Raw genomic sequence first — 23,047 nt, 5'->3', positions numbered from 1 at the left:
ACGCCTCAGAGGTCGGCGTGCAGCGCCCAGACGCGCTCGGCGGAGTCGCGCCAGCTGAAGGCGCGGGAGCGGTCGCGGCCGGCCACCGACATCCGCTCGCGCAGCCCGGTGTCGGCGAGCACGCTGCTCATGGCGAGGGCGAGGCGGTCCGGGTAGTCCTTCGCGTCGCCGCGCTCGACGGCGACGCCGGCGTCCGCGGCGACCTCCATCAGCGCGGGGTCGTCGGAGTGCACCACCGGCACTCCGAAGTGCATCGCCTCGAGCACGGGCAGGCCGAAGCCCTCGGCGATGCTCGGGTAGACGAAGAGGGTGGCCCGGGAGAGGACGACGGCGAGGTCGGCGTCGCTGAGGACTCCCAGGGCGCGCACGCGCGTCTCGTCGAGGCCCTGCTCGTCGGCGACGGAGGCCACGTCCAGGTCGCCCCAGCCGGTCGGGCCGACCAGGAGCAGCGGGATCGCCGGGGCGGACGCTCCTCCGAAGGCCGCGATCAGCGAGACCAGGCCCTTGCGCGGCTCCAGCGTGCCGACGCTCAGCACGTACTCCGGGGGGAGGCCCAGCGCCGTGGCGCGCTCGTCGGCGTCCTCCGGGACGACCAGGCCGGAGCCGACGGCTCCGCCGATCACGCGCAGTCGATCGCCGAAGTCCATCAGCTGGGAGAGCTGGTGGGCGACGGCGTGGGTGGGGACGACGACGGCGTCCGCGTGCTTGCGGGCGCGCTTCGCCATCGCCCGGTGCCACTTCGCGCCGTGCGGGGTGAGGGTCTCGGGATGCGTCCACGGCACCGTGTCGTGGATCGTGACGGCGATCTGCTCGCCCTCGCTCCCGTCGTGGCTGCGCAACGGGGCGAAGAGGCTCGGGGCGTGGATCATGCCGCCGCCGGCCGGGATGGCGATCCCGTACTGCCAGGCGCGCGAGAGCTCGCGGCGCCCGAGCGGCAGCCGGTGGATGCGCGCGAGGCCGGGCAGGCGCAGGCGCAGCTCCTCCTCCTTCTCGGGCGGGTGGGCGGAGACGACGGCCTCCACCTCGCAGTCGCGGGGAGCCGTCGCGATCAGCTCGCGGGTGAGCTCCTCGGTGTAGCGGCCGATGCCGCCGGGCACGCGGGCGAGCATCTGGTCGACGACGACGCGGAGAGTGGTGGTCACGGGGTCACCGCCTCGAGGGGTGCGGCGGCGAGCGCGTCCTGCCAGGAGCGCAGCGGCGGCAGGCCCGCCCGGCTCCAGCCGTCGTGTCCGAGGACCGAGTAGGCCGGACGCGGAGCGGGGCGGACGAACGAGCCGCTGTCGGTCGGGCGCAGGCGCTCGGGATCCAGGCCCGCCTTGGCGAAGACGGCACGGGCGAAGCCGAGCCAGGTCGTCTCGCCGGAGCTGGTGCCGTGGTAGACGCCGGCCGGGGCCTCCGCGTCGACCAGCTCGATCAGGCGCGCGGCGAGGTCGGCGGTCCAGGTGGGCTGGCCGTGCTGGTCGTCGACCACGGTCAGCGTCTCGTGCGCGCCCGCCAGTCGCACCATCGTCTTAGCGAAGTTGCCGCCGTGCTCGCCGTAGAGCCAGGCCGTGCGGACGACGTACCCGCGCTCCGGGTTGGCCTCGAGCACCAGGCGCTCGCCCTCGGCCTTCGTGCGGCCGTAGGCCGAGATCGGGTTCCGGGGGTGGTCCTCGGAGTAGGGGGTCGTCGCGGAGCCGTCGAAGACGTAGTCGGTGGAGACCTGCACGAGTGCGGCTCCCGTCTCGGCGGTGGCGAGGGCGAGGTTGCGCGCTCCGACGGCGTTGACGCGGTGCGCCTCCTCCTCGTCGGTCTCGGCGTCGTCGACGCGGGTGTACGCGGCGCAGTTCACCACGGCGTCGTGTCCCGCGACGGCGGCGCGCACGGCGTCGAGGTCGGTCACGTCGAGGTCGGAGCGGCCGAGGGCGGTGCTGGGGCGGGAGCCGAGCGCCGCGCGCAGGTCGGTGCCGAGCATGCCGGAGGCGCCCGTGATGAGGAAGGTCACCTCCTCATCATGCCCGAGCGGTCCGTCGGCCGACGGTCGGCGCTCCGGCACGCCGCCGGGTGGCGCAGAGAGGCGTCGCGGGCCCGTGACACGCCGTCGTTACACTGGCGACCGTGCAGATCCGAGAGCTCGACATCCCCGACGTCTACGAAGTGAGTCCGCGCCAGTTCCCCGACGATCGCGGGGTCTTCTACGAGTTCTACCGCTTCGACCGCCTGGCCGAGAAGGTCGGGCACCCGCTCTCGCTCCGGCAGGGCAACACCTCCGTCTCGCGGCGCGGCACCGTCCGCGGCATCCACTTCGCGCAGATCCCGCCGTCGCAGGCGAAGTACGTCTCGTGCTTCTCCGGCGCGGTCCTCGACTACGTGATCGACGTGCGCGTCGGGTCGCCGACCTTCGGGCGCTGGGAGTCGATCCTGCTCGACGACGTCGACCGCCGCTCCGTCTACATCGCCGAGGGGGTCGCGCACGCCTTCGTGGCGCTGACCGAGGGCGCCGTGGTCTCGTACCTCGTGAACGCCACCTTCGACCCGGTGCGGGAGAAGGGGATCGACCCGCTCGACGAGCAGATCGGCCTGCGCTTCCCGGAGGAGGCCGGCGAGCTGCTCCTCTCGCCGAAGGACACCGACGCACCGACGCTGGCCGAGGCCGAGGCGCAGGGCCTGCTGCCGACCTGGGACGAGGCGCGGGCCTTCTACACGGAGCTCGACTCCGCGTCCTGACCGCCGATCCGGTGGGCGGGCCGCCCGGCGCCGGCCAGGCGGCCCGCCCGATCGGAGCGGATCAGCTCTTCGAGCGCAGGCGCATCAGCGCGACCCGGGCGCCCAGCCCGGCGCGGACCGCCGCGCGGATCGGCGCCTGATACCAGGCGCCGTACTTCTGCGCGAGGTAGAGGTAGGCGCTGCGGTGGTGGACCGCGAGCATCCGCGCCGAGGCCAGGCGGGTGGAGTGCCCGCCGAGGTGGGAGACGACCGCGTCGGCGAGGTAGACGTTGGTCCACCCGCGCTGTCCGAGCGAGTCGCCCAGCTGGACGTCCTCGAAGTACATGAAGTAGCGGTCGTCGAACCCGCCGATCTCCTCGAAGGCCGTGCGGCGCACCATCACGCAGGCGCCGGAGAGCCAGCCCGCCTCCATCCGGCCGTGGCGGAGGGTCTCGACCGCGCGCGAGCGCCGGTAGGTCGCCGACCACGGGTTACCGGGCCAGACGTGGGCGAAGACGGCGTGCCCGACGCCCGTGCCGAGCGAGGGCAGAGCGCGGGCCGAGGGGTAGATCGTGCCGTCGGAGTCGAGGATCCGGGGCCCGATCGAGCCGATCCGGTCGTCCGCCGTCGCCGCGGCGTAGAGGGCGTCGATCGAGCCGGGGAGGAAGACCGTGTCCGGGTTGGTGACCAGGATCCACTCGACCTCGGGCCCGAGGCGGTCGACCGCGTAGTTGACGGCCCGGCCGTAGCCGAGGTTCTGCCCGGTCTCGTGGAACTCGACCTGCGGCAGGCGCTCGACGACGCTGCGGACGGAGTCGTCCGTGGTCAGGTTGTCGACCACCACGATGCGCACGTCGTGCTCCGTCGCCTCCGGCACGGACTCGAGGCACGCGCGGAGGACCTCACCCGAGAAGTGGGTGACGACGACGACCGCGATGGGCAACGTCGAGCGGGCGATGGGAGCCTCCGGGTGGTGCGGCGTCGACGGGAGGAGTGCCCCGTCGGAAGAACTCGACGAGGCTAGCACGCGGCTCGAGCGGTGCCCGGGAGCCTGCGGCCCTCAGCGGACGATGTCGACGGGCTCGGTGCTGACGGCCACGGCGGCGGGGGAGACCGTCTCGATCGCGGGCAGCGCATCGTGCGCCGGACGGCGGAAGACGACGAACTTGTACATGCAGAAGTTCCACACCAGTCCCACGAGGACCGCGACGGCCTTGGCGATGTTGATCGCGAGGAAGGCGTTCTCGCCGGAGCTGGGGAGGAAGAGCAGCGAGTTGCCGAAGCGGGTGTCGAAGAAGACCTCGAAGCCGTAGATGATCGCCGACTGCAGGACCAGCGAGCTGAACCCGGTGACGAGGAAGAACTTCGCGAACGTGGCGACCGAGACCCTGCCCGGGTGGCGGAAGACGAAGAAGTGGTTCAGCGCGTACGAGATCGTGATGCCGACCAGGACGGAGAAGACGTTGGCGACGAGGGTCGGCAGACCGAGCAGGAGCACGAGCGTGTTGAGGATGAGGAAGTCGATCGCCGTGTTGGTGCAGCCTGCGATGAGGAAGCGGACCTTCTGCGATTCGAGGAGTCTCTTCATCTGCGGTGCTCTTTCCCGTCCCCCTCTGGCGTCGATGCCCGACCGTCGGGCTCCGACGGGCGTCCATCGGGGCAGGCGAACAAGGGGTGAACCGCCGTGCACTGTCGTCCATCGTAACCGTGGACCCCTGCCGGGCGGTCGAACAGCCGGTGCCATGTTCCTGAGAGAGTGCGCGGACGGGGCGGCGGGCCGCGGGGCGCGCTCGGAGGCTCGCGAGCACCGCCTCGTTATACTCGCAGGGCTCTCACCGGTCAGCCGGTGCACCGGAAGAACGGATCCTCCCCGCCTCATGCGCTCCCTCGCCGTCGTCGTCCCCACCTACAACGAAGTCGCGAACATCGCGACGGCGCTGCCGCGGGTCGCGCTCGCGGCGTCCCGCAACCCCGACTTCCACGTGACCGTCGCCGTCATCGACGACAGCTCCCCCGACGGCACCGCGGACCGCGCGCGCGAGCTCGCGGCCGAGCTCGGGTCCGACACCTTCGAGGTCCTCGTGCTCTCGCGCGAGAAGAAGGAGGGGCTCGGCGCGGCGTACATCTGGGCCTTCCAGCATCTCCTCGCGGCCGAGCGCCGCTACGACTACCTGCTGCAGATGGACGCCGACCTCTCGCACGACCCGGACTACATCGACGCCTTCCTCCGCGAGGTGCGCGCGGGCGCCGACTTCGTGGTCGCCTCCCGCTACATCGCCGGCGGGGGCACTCCCGACTGGACGCTCGACCGCAAGCTGCTGAGCGGTGGCGGCAACCTCTACACGCGCCTCTTCCTCGGCTCGAAGATCACCGACTGGACCGGCGGCTTCAACCTCTTCAGCGCGGACCTCCTGCGCACCCTCCACCTCGAGACGATCCGCGCAGCCGGCTACGGCTTCCAGATCGTGCTCAAGTACCGGGCGCTGCGCCGGGCCCGCGGAGTGAAGGAGATCCCGATCGTCTTCCTCGACCGCACGGTCGGCAACTCCAAGATCCCGAGCGACACCCTCCTGAAGAACCTCCTGCTCGTCCTGGCCATCCGGTTCGGCGGGAAGCACCGGTGACGGCGGGTCCGACGGGATCCCCTCGGACCCGGAGGGCCCTCCTCGAGCTCGCCGCCCTCGCCGTCGTCGTCAGCGGGACCCTGCTCGTGCTCGGATTCATGGTCGGCACGCCGTGGCGGCCGCTGCTCTTCCGCGACGGCGACTCGCTGGCGCTGCCGCTGATCCTGCAGTCCTTCGCCGAGGGCCGCCCCGCGGCGTGGGTGATGACGAGCCAGCTCTTCCTCTTCCCCGAGCTCCCCGTCTTCGGCGTCGCGTGGCTGCTGACCGGTGGCGATCCCGCGGCGGCGCTCGCGGTCAACGCCGTGCTCAACGTCGTCCTCCTCTACGGCGTGCTCCGGATGCTCGCGCGACGGCTCGTCGCGGACCGGCACCGCCGGCTGCGGCCCGCCGCCGCGCTCGCCGGCATCGCCGTGCTGCTGGTTCTCTGCCTGACGGAGGGCCGCGCGATCAACAACGAGGGGGCCCTGGCGACCACCTTCCTCCTCACGACCTACTACTACGGCGCGGTGCTCACAGGCCTCGCCGGGCTCGCCGTCGCCCTGGGCGCGCTGCGCGAGCGCCGTCCGGCGGCGCGTCCGCTGCTCCTGGTCGGAGCGGCCGTCGCCGCGACGACCCTCTCCGATCCGCTCCTCCTGGTGCAGTTCGTCGGCCCCCTGCTGGTGGTCCTCGTCGTGCTGCTGGTGCTCGCTCTCGCTGCTCCCCGAGCGGTGCTGATCGTCGCGGGAACGGTCCTCGGGGCCGCCGCGCTCGGAGCCGCGCTGCGGGTCCCGCTCGGCTTCCTGATCGGGACCGACGCCGGCGGGTACCTCCGGCTGCCGCTCGCCGGGACGGCCCTGGACGACCTGATCGTGCAGTTCCTGGTGCTGAAGGCGCCGCTGATCGGCAAGCTCGAGGTGGCGCTGCTGGGTCTGCTGCTGCTGGCGGCCCTCGCCGTCGTCGTGGCCGGTGTCGCCCGACTGGCGCGGGGAGCCGCCCTCGACGAGGCGGCCCGTGCGCGCTTCGCGGTATGCGCGTTCCTGCCGGCGCAGACGGCGGTGCTCCTGGTGGTGCAGGTCTTCACCGGCAGCTCGGTCAGCCGCTACCTGATGCCGATCCCGGTGACCGCGACCGTGGTCGTGATCGCCCTGATCGGCCCCGCGGCGGCGCACCGGCGTGCTGCGGGCGCGCGGCTGGCACCGGTCGTCCGCGTCGTCGCTCCGCTGGCCGCCGCAGGCCTCGTCGTCGCCGCCGTGCCGGCCACAACGGCGGTCGCCTCCGCGGCGGCCGAGGCGCGATCGGACCCGGACGCCGACTGCCTGGAGCGCTGGATCGACGGCCGCGAGCTCGCGGGCGTCGGCTCGTTCTGGTCCACGCGGCCGCTGGACCTCTACGGGCCGGCCTCGCTGCACGTCCAGCAGGTCAACTTCGACTTCACGGTGCAGCTGTGGATGAACAACCTGAGCGACTACCGCGACCGGCAGTACAGCTTCGTCCTGGCCGACCGCTCGCCCGACTGGGCGGGGCTCGCGCGCGGGACGCTCGGCGCTCCCTCCGATATCGTCGCCTGCGGGGGGTTCGACATCTACGACTACGCGGGCACCGACGGCGAGACCGAGCTGAACCGGATCGTCCAGACCAGCGTGGAGGAGCAGCGCCGTGAGCGCGGCTACTGACGTGCGCGGCCCGCGGACGGCGAGTCGGCGGCGCCGGACGCTCGTCGAGCTCGGATGGGCCCTCGTCGCCGCCCTCGTCTCGGTCGTCGCCGCCGTGCTCGCGCTCGGGATCGGGCCGCAGGACCTGACGGCCCGCTGGACCGTGGGCGGCGACGACCAGATCCTGCACTACACGCTCTTCACCAGCGCCACGCAGGCGTTCCCGTTCGACGGCAACGCAGCGCTCGGCTTCCCCGACGGGTTCAACGCCTTCTTCAGCGCGCAGTTCGACGTCGCCTCCGCCCTCGCCGTGTCGGTCCTGGCCCTCGTGGTGCGCGACGGGACGACGCTCCTGAACGTCTTCTACCTGGGTACGTTCGCGACGGTCGCCGTCACCGGCTACGTGTTCTTCCGCGCCCTCCGCACGCGGCCCTGGGTCGCGGCGTTCTCCGCGGTCCTGCTGTCGCTGCTGCCGTACCACTTCCTCCGGATCGGATTCGGCCACGCGTTCCTCGCCAACTACTGGGCGATCCCGCTCCTGGGCGTGATGGTGCTGATGGTCGCCGGACCGCGCACCGATCCTCTCCGAGCCTGGGCCGAGCGGGGCGCGACGCGGAGGAGCCGCGTACTGCGCTCCGTCGTCCCGGGAGTCGTGCTCGGGCTCCTGGTGGCGAGCACGGGCGGCTACTACTACGTCTTCGCGGTCCTGGTCCTTGGAGCGACCTGGGCGGTGAGCACGGCCGCCGGGCTCCTCTCCCGCGAGCGGCTGCGCGTGCTCGCGGTCTCATCGGTGCCGATCCTCGCGCTCGGCGTGTTCGTCGGGCTCTCGCTGCTGCTGCTCTCGCTCGACTTCGGGGAGCGCTACAGCCCGTACTTCACGTCGCGGACCGTGGGGGAGTCGGAGGCCTACGCCGGCAAGCTCGTGCTGCTGGGCCTGCCCTGGTCGGGGACCGGGCTGCCGCAGGGGTACGGCCTGCTGAACACCTACGCGGGCCAGTCCGGCGTGGCGCCGACGACGGAGCCGCCCGGGTTCTCGATCCTCGCCAGCGTCGCGCTCCTGATCACGCTCGTGGCGCTCCCGATCACCGCGCTCGGCGGCGGACGGGCGCTCCGTGCGACCGCGGTCGGCCGGTTCTTCTCGGACGCCCGCGTGCGCGTCCTCGCCGTGGCGACGCTGGCCGCGCTCCTCTTCTACACGGTGACGGGCCTGGGCGTCGTGGTCTCGCTGGTGGCGGGGCCGACGATCCGTGCGTGGGCGCGGATGTCGATCGTCATCGCGGTCCTCGTCCTCGGCGTGCTCGCGCTCCTGTTCGATCGGATCACGGCCCGTGGCGGTGTCCGGATCCTCGTGGCGGCGCTGCTCGCCGCCGTCGCCGTGGTCGATCAGCTGGCCGGAGTATCGGCGGCGGTGCCGATCGCTCCGACCGACGACTCCGAGATGCGCTCGTTCGTGTCGGAGGCCGACGCGCAGCTGGACGACGGCTGCGGAGTGGTGGAGCTCCCCCTGAAGAGCTTCCCCGACAGCGGGCGGATCGGAGCGCTCTCCGACTACGACGAGGCACTGCCCTACCTCGCGACCGAGGAGGGACGCCTCCGCTGGAGCTACGGGGCTGTGGAGGGCACCTACGGCTGGGACGTCTGGGGCGACGTCGACGACCCCGCGGAGTTCGCCGACGCGGTGGCGGGCAGCGGCGCCTGCGCCGTCTACGTGGACACAGCCGGCTACACCGACGACCCCGACGGCTGGCGGGCCTACGTCGAGGCGGCGACGGGGGACGTTGAGCCCGAGGTCGCCTCCGCCTCCGGGCGCTGGCTGCTGTTCACGACCCGGCGCTGATCAGCGGTCGTCGAAGGCCAGCTCGAGCAGGCGCCGGGCGGTGCGGTCCCACCCCGGGATGGGCTCCGGTGCGAGTCGCCGGGGACGGCGCAGCGCCTCTCCGATCGCGGCCGACCACCCGGTGCGGTCCGCCGGGTCGATGAAGACGGCGGCGGACTCCCGCCCGGCGAGCGCGTCGCGGAGGCCGGGGATGTCTGCCGCGAGCACCGGAGTGCCGCAGGCGACGGCCTCGAGGGCGGGCAGGCCGAAGCCCTCGTGCCAGGAGGGCATGGCGACGGCGTCGGCGCCCGTGAGCAGGGCCGGCAGATCCTCGTCGGCGACGTAGGAGGAGGCGAAGCGCACGTCGGCTCCTGCGGCGACCGCGCGGGCGACGGCGGAGTGGACGTCCTCGTTGTCCCAGCCGTCCCCGCCGACCAGGAGCAGGGTGTGGTTCTCCGGCCGCTCGGCCTGCCGGTACGCGTTCACCAGGGTGACGAGGTTCTTGCGGCGCTCGATCGATCCGACGAAGAGCAGGTAGGACCCGAGCCCGTGCTGCGCGCGGACCCGCGCCACCTCCTCCTCCCCGCGGGCATGGAAGAGGTCGGCGTCGATCGTGGTCGGCAGCACGCGGACGCGCTCGGGAGCGACGTCCAGAGCGCTCTCGACCTCGGCTGCGGAGGACGCGGTGCCGGTCAGGACCAGATCGCTCCGCCGGATCCACCGGGGCACCGACCGCGACAGCAGCTCTCGGCGCTCGCGAGGAACGAGCTCGGGCATCACAGCGAAGCAGACGTCGTGCACGAAGGTGAGCGAGCGGGAGCGGGCGAGCGGCCAGCTCCGGAAGTTCGGGAAGAAGTAGGCGCCGCGGCCGAGCAGGAGGTCGATCCCGGGCGCGGGCAGTCGGGTCAGTGCGCTCCACACCGGCCGGGGCAGCGGCACCGGTCGGACGCGCAGCGTACGGAAGCCGAAGCGCTCGATCGAGCCCGCCTCGCTCGCCGGCACGACGAGGAGCACCTCGACGTCTGCGGCGGTCGCATCGGTGTCCAGCGCGTGCAGCAGGCCGAGCAGGACGCGGCCGACCCCGGTCAGGCGCGGCGCCGCGAGGGCGGTCGCGTCGACCAGGAGGCGGCGGCGCCGCGCGGTCACGGCCTGCTGAGGCGGACGGTGGAGTCGATGTCGACGACGCCGTCGTGCACGGAGGCCCGCTCGACCGTGAAGGTCGCGGCGACCGGGATCCGCATGGTCTCGCCCTGCGAGAAGGTGGCCGAGGAGGCGTGCACGGCGTAGTTGCCGGCGCCGAGGTGCAGGTCGGGGAGGGTGAACGTGACCGTCATCTCTCCGTCGACCGCGCTCAGCGGCGTGCCGATGCGCTCGGTGTTCGTCCCGAAGACGCGCTGGCCGAGGGGGGTGTCGATGCCCATGCCGATGTTCCAGTCGTCGACCGGGCGGCTGGTGCGCACCGTGACGTCGAACTCGAGGGTCTCGCCGCTGCGGACGACCGTGCCGCCGTGCTCGATCGATCCGCCGCGCAGTCGGCAGCCCAGGATCTCGATGAGCTGGGGGGCGGGCTCGTCCGCGGCCTCGGCGGCCTCGGCCTCGCGCTCCTGGCGGGCGGCCCGACGGTCCTCGAAGCTCTCGCGGAGGACCTGGAGCCCCTCGGAGGTCTCGCCGTCGAAGACGACGGTTCCCTTCTCGAGGACGATGGTGCGGTCGCAGAGCTCGCCGACCTGCTCGAGCGAGTGGGTGACCAGCACGATGGTCTTGCCCGCGCGCTGGAAGGCGCGGATGCGGTCCATGCACTTGCGCTGGAACGGCTCGTCGCCGACGGCGAGCACCTCGTCGACGAGCAGCAGGTCGGGATCGGTGTGGATCGCGATCGCGAAGGCGAGCCGCACGTACATGCCCGACGAGTAGAACTTGACCTGGGTGTCGATGAACTCGGCGATCTCGGAGAAGTCGACGATCGAGTCGAACTTGCTGTCCAGCTCGCTGCGCGAGAGTCCGAGGATCGCGCCGTTGAGGTAGACGTTCTCGCGCCCGGTGAGGTCGGGGTGGAAGCCCGCTCCGAGCTCGAGGAGCGCGGCGAGGCGCCCGCGGCGCTCCACGGTGCCGGTCGTCGGCTGCACGATGCCGCCGATGAGCTTGAGGAGCGTGCTCTTGCCCGAGCCGTTCGCGCCGATGAGGCCGACGGTCGAGCCCAGGGGGATCTCGAGGTCGACGTCGCGGAGCGCCCAGAACTCGTCGCGGTGCTTGCGCCCGCGGCCGAAGTTGACGATCCGCTCCTTGAACGACTTGTCCTTGCGGATGACGAAGCGCTTGGAGGCGTTGCGCACCCGGACGACGGTCGGGGTGCCGGAGGAGGCGGGCACGGACTCCTGCTTGCTGGTGAGGGTCACGATCAGATCTCCTGGGCGAAGTTGCCCTCGAGGCGGCGGAAGATCCGGTGGCCGATCCACACGAACACCAGCCCGACGACGAGGACGATGAGAAGGCGCAGCTCCATGTCCGGCGGCCACACCTGGGGGGCGATCTCGTTGCCGTCGATGATGCTGACGCGCGAGCCGTCTCCCCAGATCGCGCGCTGGAAGGCGAGGATCGCGTTCGAGATCGGGTTGATGAGGTAGAGCTGCTCGGCCCAGCCGTGGCCCGCTCCGGTGGAGGCGGCGACGACGAAGTTCCACGCGTAGACGATGGGGGAGAGCCAGAAGAAGATCTGCAGCCCGACCTCGACGAGGAACTGGACGTCGCGGAGGTAGACGTTGAGGGCCGAGAGGGCCAGGGCCAGCGCGAGGCCGTACACGAGCACGATCGCCAGCGCGGGCACGATGTAGAGGAGCTGGACGCCGAAGATCAGCGAGCCCGTGAGGACGGCTCCCGCGATCAGGACGACGAACTGCACACCGAAGTTGAAGAGGGCCGAGCCGATGGCCGCCACCGGGAAGATCTCCCGCGGCAGGTACACCTTCTTGATCAGTCCGCCGTTGCCGAGGATCGACGTGGTGCCCGCGGTCACGATCTCGCTGAACAGGCCCCAGAGGGTGAGCCCCGAGAAGACGAAGATCGCGAAGTTCGGGACGCCGCGCGAGGCCCCGAGGATCTGGCCGATCGCCACGTAGTAGATGAGGAGCATGATCAGCGGCCGGACGAGGCTCCAGACGAAGCCCAGGCTGCTGTCCTTATAGCGCGACTTCAGCTCGCGCCCGACGAGCAGGCGGAGAAGCTCGCGGTGCCGCAGGATCTCGGCGAGGGAGGCGACGAAGCCGCCCGAGCCGCCGCCGACGGCCGACGTGGTGCCGGCGATCTGGAACGGCTCGTCGGCGATCGCGCGCGCGCGATCCACAGCTTTGCTGGGCATGGAACTCCAAGCTCTCGGCCTCCGCCGGGCGACGGACCGCATCATTATACGTGCGGCCCACCCTGGAGCCCCCTGGCTGGCGTGCCGGTGCGCGGCGCATGGCGGGTAGTCTTGCTCCCGCTCGCCGACTGAACGACACGAACGAGGTGTTCGCCATGCCCACGCAGCCATCCGACGTCCCCCTGGACCCGGCGCCGCAGAGCGCTGGGGACCCCGCCCCCGTCCTCGGCGGCACGGGCGAGGACGCTCCTCCCGCTCCCGACCCGAGCCTCGAGTCGGCCGTCGGCGACGCCGCTCCCGCAGCCGTCCCGGCGGAGCCCGCGCGCACATCCGGGGTTCCGGTGGAGCCCCGTCTCGCCGAGCCCGAGTCCCCGGACGAGGAGCTCGCCCGCCTGCGCGCGCAGGTCGACTCCCTCCTCAACGACCCCTTCGACGAGTGGGTCGAGCGGATCCAGGTGGGCGGAGTGACCGCCTCCGGCTTCGAGCGCACCCTCTCCTGGCGGGTGACGAAGCCGCTCCGCCTGGTGCGCACCTTCCAGATCCGCGTCGAGCAGCTCGGGCTGTCGGGCGCCGTCGGCCACAGCGCGCGCTTCGTGAAGCGCCGCCTGTCCGGTCGGGCGCGATGAGCGACCGGTCGCAGGTCTCGGCCGCCGGCTCGGCCGCCGCGCGCGCCCACCGCACGGAGGCGATGCTGCAGCGCCTGGAGCAGATCGGCGCGCTCCTCTTCGACGCGGAGCGCCGCGCCTCGCTGCGCACCCGCGGGCCCGGCCCGTACCTCGACGAGGTGGCCCGAGAGATCCGCTCGCGCCAGGACGACGAGCTGACCTGGGTCGCGCTGGTGTCGTTCACGGCCGCGTACCCGACGAGCGAGCTGTTCGACTGGTTCCGCCGCGCCCTCGAGCTCGCCTCCGAGGAGGCGGCGCTGCGCATCTTCCTCGAGGCCGGCTCCCGCACCGCAACCGGGTTCGCCGATCTGGACGCCCGCGTCGAGGTCGTCACCGGGGCCGTCCTGATCGACGTCGACTTCCCCGCCCGCCACGGGCACAACACCGGCGTCCAGCGGGTCGTGCGCCAGACCGTGTCCCGCTGGGACGCCGAGCACGAGATCGTCCCGGTCGCCTGGGTCCACGGATCGATGTCCTTCCGGCGGCTGAGCGCGATCGAGCACGAGCGCGTCGTCGACTGGTCCTCCGCCGGGCGGCGCGACTGGGAGCACGGCGATCCGGAGCGCATCGAGTTCGTCGTGCCCTACCGCAGCGTCGTCGTCATCCCCTCGGTGCCGGACTACAACCAGTGCGGGCCGCTCGCGGCCCTCGCCGAGTACTCCGGCAACGAGGTCGTCGTCCTCGGCCACGACGCCATCCCCGTCGTCAGCGCCGACACGGTGCCGCCGGAGGAGACGGTGCGCTTCGTCAACTTCCTCTCCGTGGTCAAGCACGCCGAGCGCGTCGCCACGGTGAGCGCCGCGGCCGCGCTGGAGTTCGAGGGCTTCGTGCGAGCGCTCCCCGCTCAGGGCCTCACCGGCCCGACCGTCGTCCCGGTCCCGCTGCCCGTGGAGCTCCCGGACGGCCTGCGCTCCGAGGGCCGGAGCGCGTCCGGCCTGCCGCTCGTGCTCTGCGTCGGCAGCCAGGAGCCCCGCAAGAACCACCTCGCGGTGCTGCACGCCGCCGAGGTCCTCTGGCGCGAGGGCCTGCGCTTCCGCGTCCGCTTCATCGGCGGGGCCAACCCGTGGGCGCACCAGGTCTTCGATCCCCGCGTGCGCGAGCTGGTCGCCGCCGGACGCCCGGTCGAGGTGCTCCGCGGAGCCGACGACGACGTCCTGATCGCGAGCTACCGGGAGGCGCTGTTCCTGGCGTTCCCGTCGCTGCACGAGGGGTACGGCCTGCCGGTCGCCGAGGCGCTGTCGATCGGGCTCCCCGTGCTGACCTCGCGCTACGGCAGCACGGCGCAGATCGCCGAGCACGGCGGATGCGTCCTGATCGACCCGGAGTCCGACGAGGAGATCACCGACGGCATGCGCCGCCTGCTGACGTCGCCGGAGCTCGTCGACGAGCTCCGCCTCGAGGCGGCCGAGCGGCCCGAGCGCACCTGGGACGACTACGCCCGGGAGCTGTGGGCCGCCCTGATCGGCCCCTCGGCCCTCATCGAGCACGAGGAGGCGCCCCGTGCGCTCTAAGCAGTACCTGGTCGACCGTCTCGCCACCCTGGTGCGCACCCTGGCCCCCTCCGTGGAGCCGCTGGGCAGCGTCGACGCCCTCACCGGACAGCTGAGCGTTCTGCTGCCCGCTCCCACCGACCGCGAGGTCTGGCTGGTGCTCGCCGTCCTCCGCGGCACGCTCCCGCGCCGGGAGGACGTCGTCGACGGCCGCCGCCGGGCCCGGCTGGACGGCACCGCCGGTCTGCTCACCCACGCCGCGTCCACCATCGCCTCGAACCGGGTCTTCGCCCGCTTCCACCACCCCGAGGTCGAGGTGGTCGTCGGCGCGGTCGTCGTCGACGTGCACCACACCGCGCGCACGGGGCTGGCCACGGGCATCCAGCGCGTGGTGCGCCAGAGCCTCGTCCGATGGACGCGCGACCACGAGATCCTGCTCGCCGGCTGGGACTCGACCCACGAGTCGCTCGTCATGCTCACCCCGGAGCAGAGCCGGAACGCCGTCTCGGGCGACGTGCCCGACGCCGCCGAGGACCGCTCCCGCGTGATCGTCCCGTGGCAGGGCACCTACCTCCTGCCCGAGCTCGCCGTGGAGGACGAGCGGACGTCGCGCGTCTCCGCTCTGGCCGAGTTCAGCGGCAACCGCACGGGCACCATCGGCTTCGACTGCGTGCCGGTCACCACCGCCGAGACGGCGAGCACCGGCATCAGCGCCGCCTTCTCGCGCACGCTCGTCGCCGTGTCGCACATGGACCGCATCGCGACCATCTCCGAGGCGGCCGCGACCGAGTACTCCGGCTGGCGCCACATGCTCGGCAGCGTCGGGATGCAGGGGCCGGACATCCGCCCGATCCTGCTGCCCTCGCAGCCGGAGAGCGTCTCGGACGAGGAGCTGGCCACCGCCGCGCGCTCGCTGGTGACCGGCGACCTCCCGCTCGTCGTCTGCGTCGGCAGCCACGAGCCGCGGAAGAACCACCTGGCTGTGCTCCAGGCGGCCGAGCTGCTCTGGCGCCGCGGCGTGCGCTTCAGCCTGGTCTTCATCGGCGGCAACGCCTGGAGCAGCGCCGAGTTCGAGTACCGACTCGAGGTCCTCGAGGGCCAGGGCCGTCCGGTCCGCTCGCTCTCCAAGATCACCGACGCGCTGCTCTGGAGCGCCTACCGCCTGGCCCGGTGCACGGTGTTCCCCTCGATCAACGAGGGCTACGGTCTCCCGATCGTGGAGTCGATCTCGGTCGGCACCCCGGTCGTGACCTCCGGCTTCGGGAGCATGCACGAGGTCTCCGCCTCGGGCGGCGCGCTGTTCGTCGATCCGCACGACGACCACGACATCGCCGCGGCCCTCGAGCGGCTGCTGACCGACGACGAGCTGCACGCGCGGCTCTCGGCGGAGGCGCTCGCGATCGACGGCGGCACCTGGGACGAGTACGCCGCCCGCGTCTGGTCGTACCTCGTAGAGGGAGACGGCGTCGACGAGCGGGCCCGGGCCGAGCAGTCGGACGCGACCGCCTAGGCGTCCTCGATCCACCGCGTGCAGAAGGCCCCCGCTCCAGGAGCGGGGGCCTTCTGCACGCGGTGCGCGCGGCTCAGCGGGAGCGGCGCGCCAGCTCGAGGTCGTTCTCGACCATGCGGGCGACGATCTCCTCGAAGCCGACGGTGGGCGCCCAGCCGAGCACCTCGCGGGCCCGGGAGGAGTCGCCGCGCATCTCGGGTGCGTCCACGGGGCGCGCGAACCGCGGGTCGATCGTGACCTGCTGCTCCCAGTCGTCGATGCCGGCCGCGGTGAAGGCGGCACGGACGAAGTCGCGGACCGAGTGCGCGACTCCGGTCGCCACGACGTAGTCGCCCGCCTCCTCGGCGCGCGAGGCGCGCACGAGGGCGTCCACGTAGTCGGGGGCCCAGCCCCAGTCGCGGCGCGCGTCGAGATTGCCGAGCGAGAGCTCCGACTCGGCGCCCGTCGCGATCGCCGCGACACCGGCGGTGATCTTGCGGGTGACGAAGCCGAGCGGCCGACGCGGCGACTCGTGGTTGTACAGGATGCCGGACGAGGCGTGGAGCCCTCGGCCGCGGTAGACCGCGACGAGGTGGTGCGCGAACGCCTTCGCGGCTCCGTAAGGGGAGACGGGGCGGATCGGGGTCCGCTCGGTCTGCGGGTTCTCGGTCGCGGCCCCGAAGATCTCGGAGGAGGAGGCCTGGACGAAGCGGACCTCGCGGCCCGCCGACTCCTGGAGCGCCAGCGAGGCCTCCAGGAGCGCGGCGACCGCGGTGCCGGTCACCTCCGCCGTGAGCACGGGCTCCTTCCACGAGAGCGCGACGGAGGAGAGGCCGGCGAGGTGGAAGACCGTGTCCGGCTGCGCCTCCGCGACGATGCGGCCGAGGCCGGAGGCGTCGCGGAGATCGCCCTCGAAGGCGCGGACGGAGGCGGGAAGAGCGGCGTCGTCGGTCCCGCGCACGAGCGCGGAGACCTCCCAGCCGTCGGCGAGCAGGCGCTCGACGAGGTAGCCCCCGTCCTGACCGCTCGCTCCGGTGACGAGAGCGGCAGGCATGACTACTTGATCAGCGCGGACTGCTCGGCGAGGTCGTTCTCGACCATCATCGCCACGAGCTCGGGGAACGAGACCTTCGGCTCCCAGCCGAGGACGTCGCGCGCCTTCGCCGGGTCGCCGATCAGCAGGTCCACCTCGGCGGGACGCATGAACGCGGGGTTCTGGGTCACGTACGGGGTCCAGTCCTCGATGCCGACGTGGTTGAAGGCGATGTCGAGGTACTCGCGGATCTCGTGGGTCTCGCCGGTCGCGACCACGTAGTCGTCGCCCTCGGGCTGCTGCAGCATGCGCCACATCGCGTCGACGTAGTCGCCGGCGAAGCCCCAGTCGCGCTTCGCGTCGAGGTTCCCGAGCTCCAGCGTCTCCTGGAGGCCGAGCTTGATGCGGGCGACCGCGAGGCTGATCTTGCGGGTGACGAACTCCGGGCCGCGGCGGGGCGACTCGTGGTTGAAGAGGATGCCAGAGGAGGCGTGCATGCCGTACGACTCGCGGTAGTTGATCGTCATGTAGTGGCCGAAGACCTTGGCCACGCCGTAGGGCGAGCGCGGCCAGAGCAGCGTCTCCTCGCTCTGCGGGACCTGCTGGACCTTGCCGAACATCTCGGAGGAGGAGGCCTGGTAGAACTTCACGCGCGACATGTCGGAGCCGGCGTAGAGGCGGGTCGCCTCGAGGATGTTGAGCACGCCCTTGCCGGTCACATCGGTGGTGAGCGACGCGTTCTCCCACGAGTAGGCGACGAACGAGATCGCACCGAGGTTGTAGACCTCGTCGGGCTGGGCGGCGGCGAGCACGCGCACGAGGCTCGACACGTCGGTCAGGTCGCCGGTGAGCAGGGTCACCTCGGGCACGGTGCGGCGGACCAGCTCGTACTTGGGGTTGTTCTGCCCGCGGACGAGCCCGAAGACCTCGTAGCCCTTCGAGAGGAGGAGCTCGGCGAGGTAGAGGCCGTCCTGGCCGGTGATTCCGGTGATCAAAGCGCGGGGCACGTGGTGGTCCAATTCGTCGGGGTCGATGACAGCGGGACACATACTACCCACGGGCACGGCCGGGCGCCGGGAGCGGTGCGGCCCGCCGGTATCCTGGCCGGGCTTCGGACCGATTGGACGCCATGCCGGAACTCCGCCCCGTCACGCTCGCCGTGCTTACCGTCGACCCGGGCGGGATGGGCGGCGGCGAGACCTACGCGCGCGCGCTCACGCGCCTCCTGGCGCCGCGGCCGGGGGAGGAGGGGCCCGCCGTGCAGGTGCTCGTCCCCGAGAACGCGCGCGGCTTCAGCGAGGGCGTGCCCGAGGTCGTGGCCGAGGGGGTCGTCAGCGGGGCGGGCCACCGCCGCCGGGCCGTGGGGATGCTCCAGGCGCTCCTGCGCACGCCGCGCCTGCGCCGGCGCCTCGGCCGGGACGCAGTGCTCTACTTCCCGTTCACGGTCCCGCTCCCGTGGCCGTCGCGGCGGCAGGGGCACGTGCAGATGCTGTTCGATCTGCAGCACCGCGACCTCCCGCACCTCTTCCCCCGCGTCGAGCGCGTCTTCCGCCGGCTCGCCTACGAGGCGACCGCTCGCCGCGCCGACGCGGTCATCACCATCAGCGCCTTCACCAAGGGGCGGATCGTCGAGCTGCTGGGCATCCCGGAGGAGCGGATCCACGTGTCGCATCTCGGCGTGGACACCCGGCGCTTCGTCGCGAATCTGGGCACACGCGAGGACTTCGTCTTCTACCCGGCGCGCGCCTGGCCGCACAAGAACCACGCCCGCCTGTTCGAGGCGGTGCGCCTGCTTCGGGAGGAGGGGCACGCCCTCCGCCTCGTGCTGACAGGAGGGGATCTGGACCGCCTCGGCCCGCTGCCGGACTTCGTCGAGTGGCGCGGCCACGTCACTCCGGAGGAGCTCGCCGACCTCTACCGCCGAGCCGCGGTGCTGGCGTTCCCGAGCCTCTACGAGGGCTTCGGCCTCCCGCCCATCGAGGCGATGGCGTCGGGATGCCCGGTCGCCGCCTCCGACGCGGGCTCGCTCCCGGAGATCTGCGGGGACGCCGCGGTCTACGTCGATCCGCTCGAGCCGCGCTCGATCGCGGACGGGATCCTCGAGGCGATCGAGCGGACCGGCGAGCTCGGCCCGCTCGGCGTCGAGCGCGCCCGGTCCTTCAGCTGGGAGCGCTGCCGGGAGGAGCACCTCACCGTGCTCCGCCAGGTGGCGCGGCGGCGCGGGCGCTGAGGAGTCCGGTCAGTCCCGCGGGTGCAGGAGCCGGCGCCAGCTCAGTCCCTGGGCCGCGCGCATCGCGCAGAGCACCACGAGCAGCCAGCCGGCGTCGAGCAGGATCGAGCTCTCGGCCAGCGCGGTGACCATCAGCACGGTCAGCACCAGCACCGGCCAGACGTGCACGACCGCCTTGCGCTCGGAGGCGATCAGCCAGGAGCGCCAGAGCGCGAGGCCGATCAGCACGACGAAGAGGACCACCCCGACCGCGCCGACCTGCAGGGCCACGTCGAAGAGCGCGTTGAGGCTCGACGAGTGCGGGCGGCCCGAGAGGTAGTCGATGGCGGTGAAGGGGTAGAGGTCGGGCCGCCAGTAGCCCACCCAGCCCCAGCCGACGATCGGAGCGAGGTCCGTGAAGCGCCAGACCTGCTGCCAGAGCCGCAGCCGGAACTCGAACTCGCTGCCCGCGTTCAGCAGCTCGATCACCCGGTAGCGCAGGAGCCACACGGTGAGGGCGGCCGCGGCGGCGACGCCGAGCACCGCGACCTGCCGCCGACGGCGGTGGGTGCCGTCGCCGTGGCGCACCCAGCGCAGAGCGAGGGCGACGACGACGGCCACGGCGAGCACGCCCGCGCTCACCGCGGAGCGCGTGAAGAGGAGGGTGACCGCGGCGAGGGCGATCGAGGCGACGGCCGGCCCGCGGGCGACGGAGCGGGTCATCAGCTCCACCGAGAACGTCACGATCGCCAGCAGACAGACCAGCCCGAGCTGGTTGCGCGTGCCGACGAGTCCCTGGATCGGCCCGCCGACCGCGAGCAGGCCCTCCACGCCGAGGAAGCGCAGCGGCTGGTCGATCAGCACCCCCGAGAGCACCTCCACGGCCAGCGAGGCGATCAGCACGACCCGCAGCACGTCGCCGACCGAGCGGATGATCTGGATGATGTCGCGCGTGAGGCCGATCGCGATCGCCAGGAACGCCAGGGCGAACTGGTAGACGACGCTCGAGACCGTGGCCCAGGTGTAGTCGCTCCACAGCACGCTGAGCGCGATCCAGCCGAGGAACACCAGGATGCTCGTGGGCAGCAGGCCCTCCCAGTCGAGCCGCCCGCGCCGCAGGACGAGCATGACCGCCGCGAGGGCGGTGAGCGTGGCGACAGCGGCGATGTAGCCGGGCCAGCCGAGGAGCCCGCGGACCGCCGGGGCGCAGAGGACGGTGACGAGAGTGGTCTGCGCGAGGGCCGCCGCGAACTGCGGGGACGCCGTCGCGTCGGCGACGGAGGCGGGGAGCGAGGGGCGGCGGGGCCTCATCGCCTCGGGGAGGCGTCGGCGAGGGGGAGCGGGGTCGCGGCGAGGACCTCGGGCGTCTCGGTCGCCGGCCGCTTGGTCTGCACCGCGAAGAGGACGAGGAGCAGCCAGGCTCCCTCGATGAGGATCCGGCTCTCGAAGAGCGACTGCGCCAGGAGGGCGACCACGATCAGCAGCGGAGCGAGGCTGACGGCCGTGTAGGGGAGGGTCGAGGTCGCGTCGCGCCGCGGGCGGTCGACCGCGCGGAACCAGGAGCGCCACAGCGTCGAGACGGCGAGCGCCGCGAAGAGGACGAGGCCGACCGCTCCCAGCTGGAGGGCGACGTCGAGCCAGGCGTCGTGGGCCTGCAGGTAGAGCACGCCCTTGCGCTCGGCGAGGGTGTCGAACGGGGCGGCCCAGGGAGCCCAGTAGCTGACCCAGCCCCAGCCGAGGACCGGACGCTGCAGCGTGAGCGCGATCACCGAGTCCCAGATGTCGAGGCGGCCCGTGGCGTCCTCGCTCTTGCCGAGCAGGCCGAGGAGGGCGCCCCAGCCCGCGGCGCCTCCGGCGACGGCCGCCACCGCCAGCCCCGCGGCGGTCAGGTAGACGGGACGCCGGCGGGACTCGCCCCTCCGGCGAGCCCAGAGCGCGAACGCGGCCGCGAGGACGACGGCGACGAGGCAGAGCAGGACGGTCGCCGAGCGGGTGAGCAGGAGGGTCGCGACGAACAGGGCGACCCAGACCGCTCCCCACCGGCGCCGGATCGAGTGGGCCGCCAGCTCGATCGCGATCACGATCAGGCCGAGCAGGGCGAGGAAGCCGAGGAGGTTGCGGTTGCCGACGATCCCCTGGACGGGCTCGCCGGTGAAGAGGGCGGCCTGCGACCAGTAGAAGGCGTCGGGCGTCGGTCCGTCGGCGGGAGGCTCGACGCCGAACGGCAGGACGGGCTGCCGCACGACGACCGCGATCACGAGCTCGAAGAGGAGCGACAGGCCGACGGAGAGGCGCAGGGCCCGTCCGAGAGCCGTGAGCAGCTCCCGGCTGCTCAGCGTGACGGCGAGGACGACGCCGCCGAGCGTCGTCGCGAGCTGCGCCGTGACTCCGATCGCGCTCGCTCCCGGATAGGCGGACCACAGCAGCGAGAGCACCGCGAGCCCGAGGAAGAGGACCAGCGACTTCGGCGTGCGGGCCCAGCGCAGGCGGGGGCGGGCGCGGACGAGCACGGCGATCGAGGCGCCCAGGAGCACCGCGACGACGACGCCCCAGCCCCACCATCCGGCGAGGTTCCGCAGGGACTGGCCGGCCAGCAGCACGGCCAGCACCGCCACCGCGAGCGCTCGGGGAGCGGCGGGGGCGGCGCGTCGGATCATGGCGACCAGTCTAGGGAGCGGGGGCGGCGCGGCGGCGTGCCGGGCGCGCCGCCGCTCGCTCCCCGGCCGGGGCGGCTCAGACGAACGCGGCGGTGCCGGTGATCGAGCGGCCGACGATCAGCGTGTTCATCTCGCGGGTGCCCTCGTAGGAGTAGAGGGCCTCCGCGTCGGCGAAGAAGCGGGCGACGCCGTAGTCGAGGACGATGCCGTTGCCGCCCATCACCTCGCGGCACCAGGCGACGGTCTCGCGCATCCGGGCCGTCGCGTAGGCCTTCGCGAGGGCGGAGTGCTCGTCGCGCTGCTCGCCGGCGTCGAGCATCTCGGACACGCGGGTCGTCAGGGCGATGCTGGCCGTGATGTTGCCGATGCTCTTGACCAGGAGGTCCTGCACCAGCTGGTGCCCGACGAGCGGCTTGCCGAACTGCACGCGCTCCTTCGCGTAGCGCAGCGCCGCGTCGTAAGCGCCGATCGAGACGCCGATGGCCTGCCAGGCGACCTCGGCGCGGGTGAGCCGGAGCACCTTCGCGGTGTCGCGGAACGAGTTCGCGCCCTGCAGGCGCAGCGACTCCGGGACGCGGACGCCCTCGAGCACGATGTCGGCGTTCTGCACCGTGCGCAGGCTCTGCTTGCGCGCGATGGCGGTGGCGCGGTAGCCCGGTGTCGAGGTGGGGACGAGGAAGCCCTTCACCTGGCCGTCCTCCGCGTCCTTCGCCCAGATCACGGTCACGTCGCTGAAGGTCGCGTTGCCGATCCAGCGCTTCTCGCCGTCGAGGATCCAGTCGTCGCCGTCCCGGCGGGCGGTGGTGCGCAGGCCCTGGGCGGAGTCGGAGCCGGAGTGCGGCTCGGTGAGCCCGAAGGCGCCGACGACCTCGCCCGAGGCGAGCTTCGGCAGCCACTCGGCGCGCTGCTCCTCGGAGCCGGCGACGCCGACCGTTCCCATCACCAGGCCGTTCTGCACGCCCACGTAGGTCGCGATGCCCGCGTCCACCCGGCCCAGCTCGAGCGCCACCCAGCCGCGGAACACGGCGGAGTTATCGATCGCGCGGGTCTCGGGCCAGGAGAGGCCGATGACGCCGGTGGCGTGGATCGCGGGGATCAGCTGCCGCGGGAACTCCGCGCGCTCCCAGTACTCGTCGGCGATCGGCCGCACCTGCTCCTCGAGGAACGCGCGGACGCCGACCAGCAGCTCCTTCTCGGCGGGCGTGAGCGCCGCCTCGAACCCGTAGAAGTCGGCCCCCAGGGTCTCGAAGGTCGTGCTGTCCATGCTCTGTGCTCCCTCGCTCGTCGGATGCGGCACGGCGACCGCTCCGACGGCGACAGTGCTGCGACTCCCAGCGTACGAAGCGCGCCTGCGAGTGCCGCGTCCTCTGGCGGAGAGCACCAACAGGCGGGC

20 protein-coding genes are annotated in these 23,047 nt (G+C 72.6%); 8 read left to right on the top strand and 12 right to left on the bottom strand.

Going from position 1 to position 23,047, the window contains the following annotated elements; translation table 11 throughout:
• Positions 1–5: 5 nt before the first annotated feature.
• Both C5C54_RS01610 and rfbD read right to left on the bottom strand, forming a co-directional pair.
• On the bottom strand, positions 6–1,142 hold the full coding sequence (locus C5C54_RS01610; protein WP_244229467.1) for a glycosyltransferase family 1 protein: 1,137 nt from the start codon (positions 1,140–1,142) through the stop codon (positions 6–8).
• Positions 1,139–1,984 (bottom strand): dTDP-4-dehydrorhamnose reductase, encoded by an 846-nt coding sequence (rfbD, locus tag C5C54_RS01605; protein WP_104283345.1) that lies wholly within the window; start codon positions 1,982–1,984, stop codon positions 1,139–1,141. Before rfbD ends, C5C54_RS01610 begins: the two co-directional genes overlap by 4 nt.
• Positions 1,985–2,097: 113 nt before the next feature.
• Here rfbD and C5C54_RS01600 point away from each other — a divergent pair, with 113 nt between their 5' ends.
• Positions 2,098–2,706: a dTDP-4-dehydrorhamnose 3,5-epimerase family protein gene (locus C5C54_RS01600; protein ID WP_104287653.1), complete on the top strand. Its 609-nt coding sequence runs from the start codon at positions 2,098–2,100 to the stop codon at positions 2,704–2,706.
• Positions 2,707–2,767: 61 nt separating this feature from the next.
• Here C5C54_RS01600 and C5C54_RS01595 read toward each other — a convergent pair whose 3' ends face one another.
• Both C5C54_RS01595 and C5C54_RS01590 read right to left on the bottom strand, forming a co-directional pair.
• Positions 2,768–3,628, bottom strand: a complete 861-nt coding sequence (locus tag C5C54_RS01595; protein ID WP_244229466.1) for a glycosyltransferase family 2 protein — start codon at positions 3,626–3,628, stop codon at positions 2,768–2,770.
• A 117-nt stretch (positions 3,629–3,745) separates the two neighbouring features.
• A complete protein-coding gene (locus tag C5C54_RS01590; RefSeq protein ID WP_104223158.1) occupies positions 3,746–4,273 on the bottom strand; it encodes a GtrA family protein in 528 nt (175 codons plus the stop codon).
• Between the two features lie 289 nt (positions 4,274–4,562).
• Here C5C54_RS01590 and C5C54_RS01585 point away from each other — a divergent pair, with 289 nt between their 5' ends.
• Genes C5C54_RS01585 through C5C54_RS01575 form a run of 3 tightly spaced genes read left to right on the top strand, consistent with a single transcriptional unit; the run spans position 4,563 to position 8,777 of the window.
• A complete protein-coding gene (locus C5C54_RS01585; protein WP_104223157.1) occupies positions 4,563–5,309 on the top strand; it encodes a polyprenol monophosphomannose synthase in 747 nt (248 codons plus the stop codon).
• A complete protein-coding gene (locus tag C5C54_RS01580) occupies positions 5,306–6,961 on the top strand; it encodes a hypothetical protein (RefSeq protein WP_104287652.1) in 1,656 nt (551 codons plus the stop codon). The genes C5C54_RS01585 and C5C54_RS01580 overlap by 4 nt, the downstream gene beginning before the upstream one ends.
• Positions 6,945–8,777, top strand: a complete 1,833-nt coding sequence (locus C5C54_RS01575) for a hypothetical protein (RefSeq protein WP_146078768.1) — start codon at positions 6,945–6,947, stop codon at positions 8,775–8,777. The genes C5C54_RS01580 and C5C54_RS01575 overlap by 17 nt, the downstream gene beginning before the upstream one ends.
• Here C5C54_RS01575 and C5C54_RS01570 read toward each other — a convergent pair whose 3' ends face one another.
• The 3 genes from C5C54_RS01570 to C5C54_RS01560 are packed head-to-tail and all read right to left on the bottom strand — an operon-like array spanning position 8,778 to position 12,111.
• A complete protein-coding gene (locus tag C5C54_RS01570) occupies positions 8,778–9,902 on the bottom strand; it encodes a glycosyltransferase family 1 protein (RefSeq protein ID WP_104287650.1) in 1,125 nt (374 codons plus the stop codon).
• Positions 9,899–11,152 carry an ABC transporter ATP-binding protein gene (locus C5C54_RS01565; RefSeq protein WP_244229465.1) on the bottom strand — a complete coding sequence of 418 codons (1,254 nt, stop codon included), beginning with the start codon at positions 11,150–11,152 and terminating at the stop codon, positions 9,899–9,901. Before C5C54_RS01565 ends, C5C54_RS01570 begins: the two co-directional genes overlap by 4 nt.
• A gap of 2 nt (positions 11,153–11,154) precedes the next feature.
• Complete coding sequence (locus C5C54_RS01560; protein WP_104223153.1) at positions 11,155–12,111, bottom strand: ABC transporter permease; 957 nt, start codon at positions 12,109–12,111, stop codon at positions 11,155–11,157.
• Between the two features lie 155 nt (positions 12,112–12,266).
• Here C5C54_RS01560 and C5C54_RS01555 point away from each other — a divergent pair, with 155 nt between their 5' ends.
• From C5C54_RS01555 to C5C54_RS01545, 3 genes are read left to right on the top strand one after another with little or no spacing between them, the layout of a single operon-like run.
• The gene (locus tag C5C54_RS01555; protein ID WP_104283350.1) at positions 12,267–12,737 is read left to right on the top strand and encodes a hypothetical protein; all 471 of its coding nucleotides are present in this window, start codon (positions 12,267–12,269) and stop codon (positions 12,735–12,737) included.
• The gene (locus C5C54_RS01550) at positions 12,734–14,287 is read left to right on the top strand and encodes a glycosyltransferase (protein ID WP_104272577.1); all 1,554 of its coding nucleotides are present in this window, start codon (positions 12,734–12,736) and stop codon (positions 14,285–14,287) included. Before C5C54_RS01555 ends, C5C54_RS01550 begins: the two co-directional genes overlap by 4 nt.
• Positions 14,277–15,776 carry a glycosyltransferase family 1 protein gene (locus tag C5C54_RS01545; protein ID WP_104287649.1) on the top strand — a complete coding sequence of 500 codons (1,500 nt, stop codon included), beginning with the start codon at positions 14,277–14,279 and terminating at the stop codon, positions 15,774–15,776. Before C5C54_RS01550 ends, C5C54_RS01545 begins: the two co-directional genes overlap by 11 nt.
• Positions 15,777–15,849: 73 nt before the next feature.
• On the opposite strand, the gene C5C54_RS01540 is transcribed toward C5C54_RS01545, so the two are convergent.
• Complete coding sequence (locus C5C54_RS01540) at positions 15,850–16,809, bottom strand: GDP-mannose 4,6-dehydratase (protein WP_104287648.1); 960 nt, start codon at positions 16,807–16,809, stop codon at positions 15,850–15,852.
• Between the two features lie 2 nt (positions 16,810–16,811).
• Entirely contained in the window at positions 16,812–17,795 is a 984-nt protein-coding gene (locus C5C54_RS01535) for a GDP-mannose 4,6-dehydratase (RefSeq protein WP_104275317.1), read from the bottom strand.
• A 122-nt stretch (positions 17,796–17,917) separates the two neighbouring features.
• Here C5C54_RS01535 and C5C54_RS01530 point away from each other — a divergent pair, with 122 nt between their 5' ends.
• Positions 17,918–19,018: a glycosyltransferase family 1 protein gene (locus C5C54_RS01530; RefSeq protein ID WP_104287647.1), complete on the top strand. Its 1,101-nt coding sequence runs from the start codon at positions 17,918–17,920 to the stop codon at positions 19,016–19,018.
• 9 nt (positions 19,019–19,027) lie between these two features.
• Here the strand turns inward: C5C54_RS01530 and C5C54_RS01525 are convergent, their stop codons facing one another.
• From C5C54_RS01525 to C5C54_RS01515, 3 genes are all read right to left on the bottom strand, one after another.
• Positions 19,028–20,308: an O-antigen ligase gene (locus C5C54_RS01525; protein ID WP_104225478.1), complete on the bottom strand. Its 1,281-nt coding sequence runs from the start codon at positions 20,306–20,308 to the stop codon at positions 19,028–19,030.
• Positions 20,305–21,654: an O-antigen ligase gene (locus C5C54_RS01520; protein WP_104287646.1), complete on the bottom strand. Its 1,350-nt coding sequence runs from the start codon at positions 21,652–21,654 to the stop codon at positions 20,305–20,307. The genes C5C54_RS01525 and C5C54_RS01520 overlap by 4 nt, the downstream gene beginning before the upstream one ends.
• Positions 21,655–21,730: 76 nt before the next feature.
• Positions 21,731–22,918, bottom strand: a complete 1,188-nt coding sequence (locus C5C54_RS01515; RefSeq protein WP_104287645.1) for an acyl-CoA dehydrogenase family protein — start codon at positions 22,916–22,918, stop codon at positions 21,731–21,733.
• Positions 22,919–23,047: the final 129 nt, after the last annotated feature.

The organism is Rathayibacter sp. AY1F2, assembly GCF_002930885.1.
Classification (GTDB): Bacteria; Actinomycetota; Actinomycetes; order Actinomycetales; family Microbacteriaceae; genus Rathayibacter.
The sequence above is the reverse complement of the archived record's forward strand: the minus strand, read 5'-3'. Positions and strand labels throughout refer to the sequence as shown.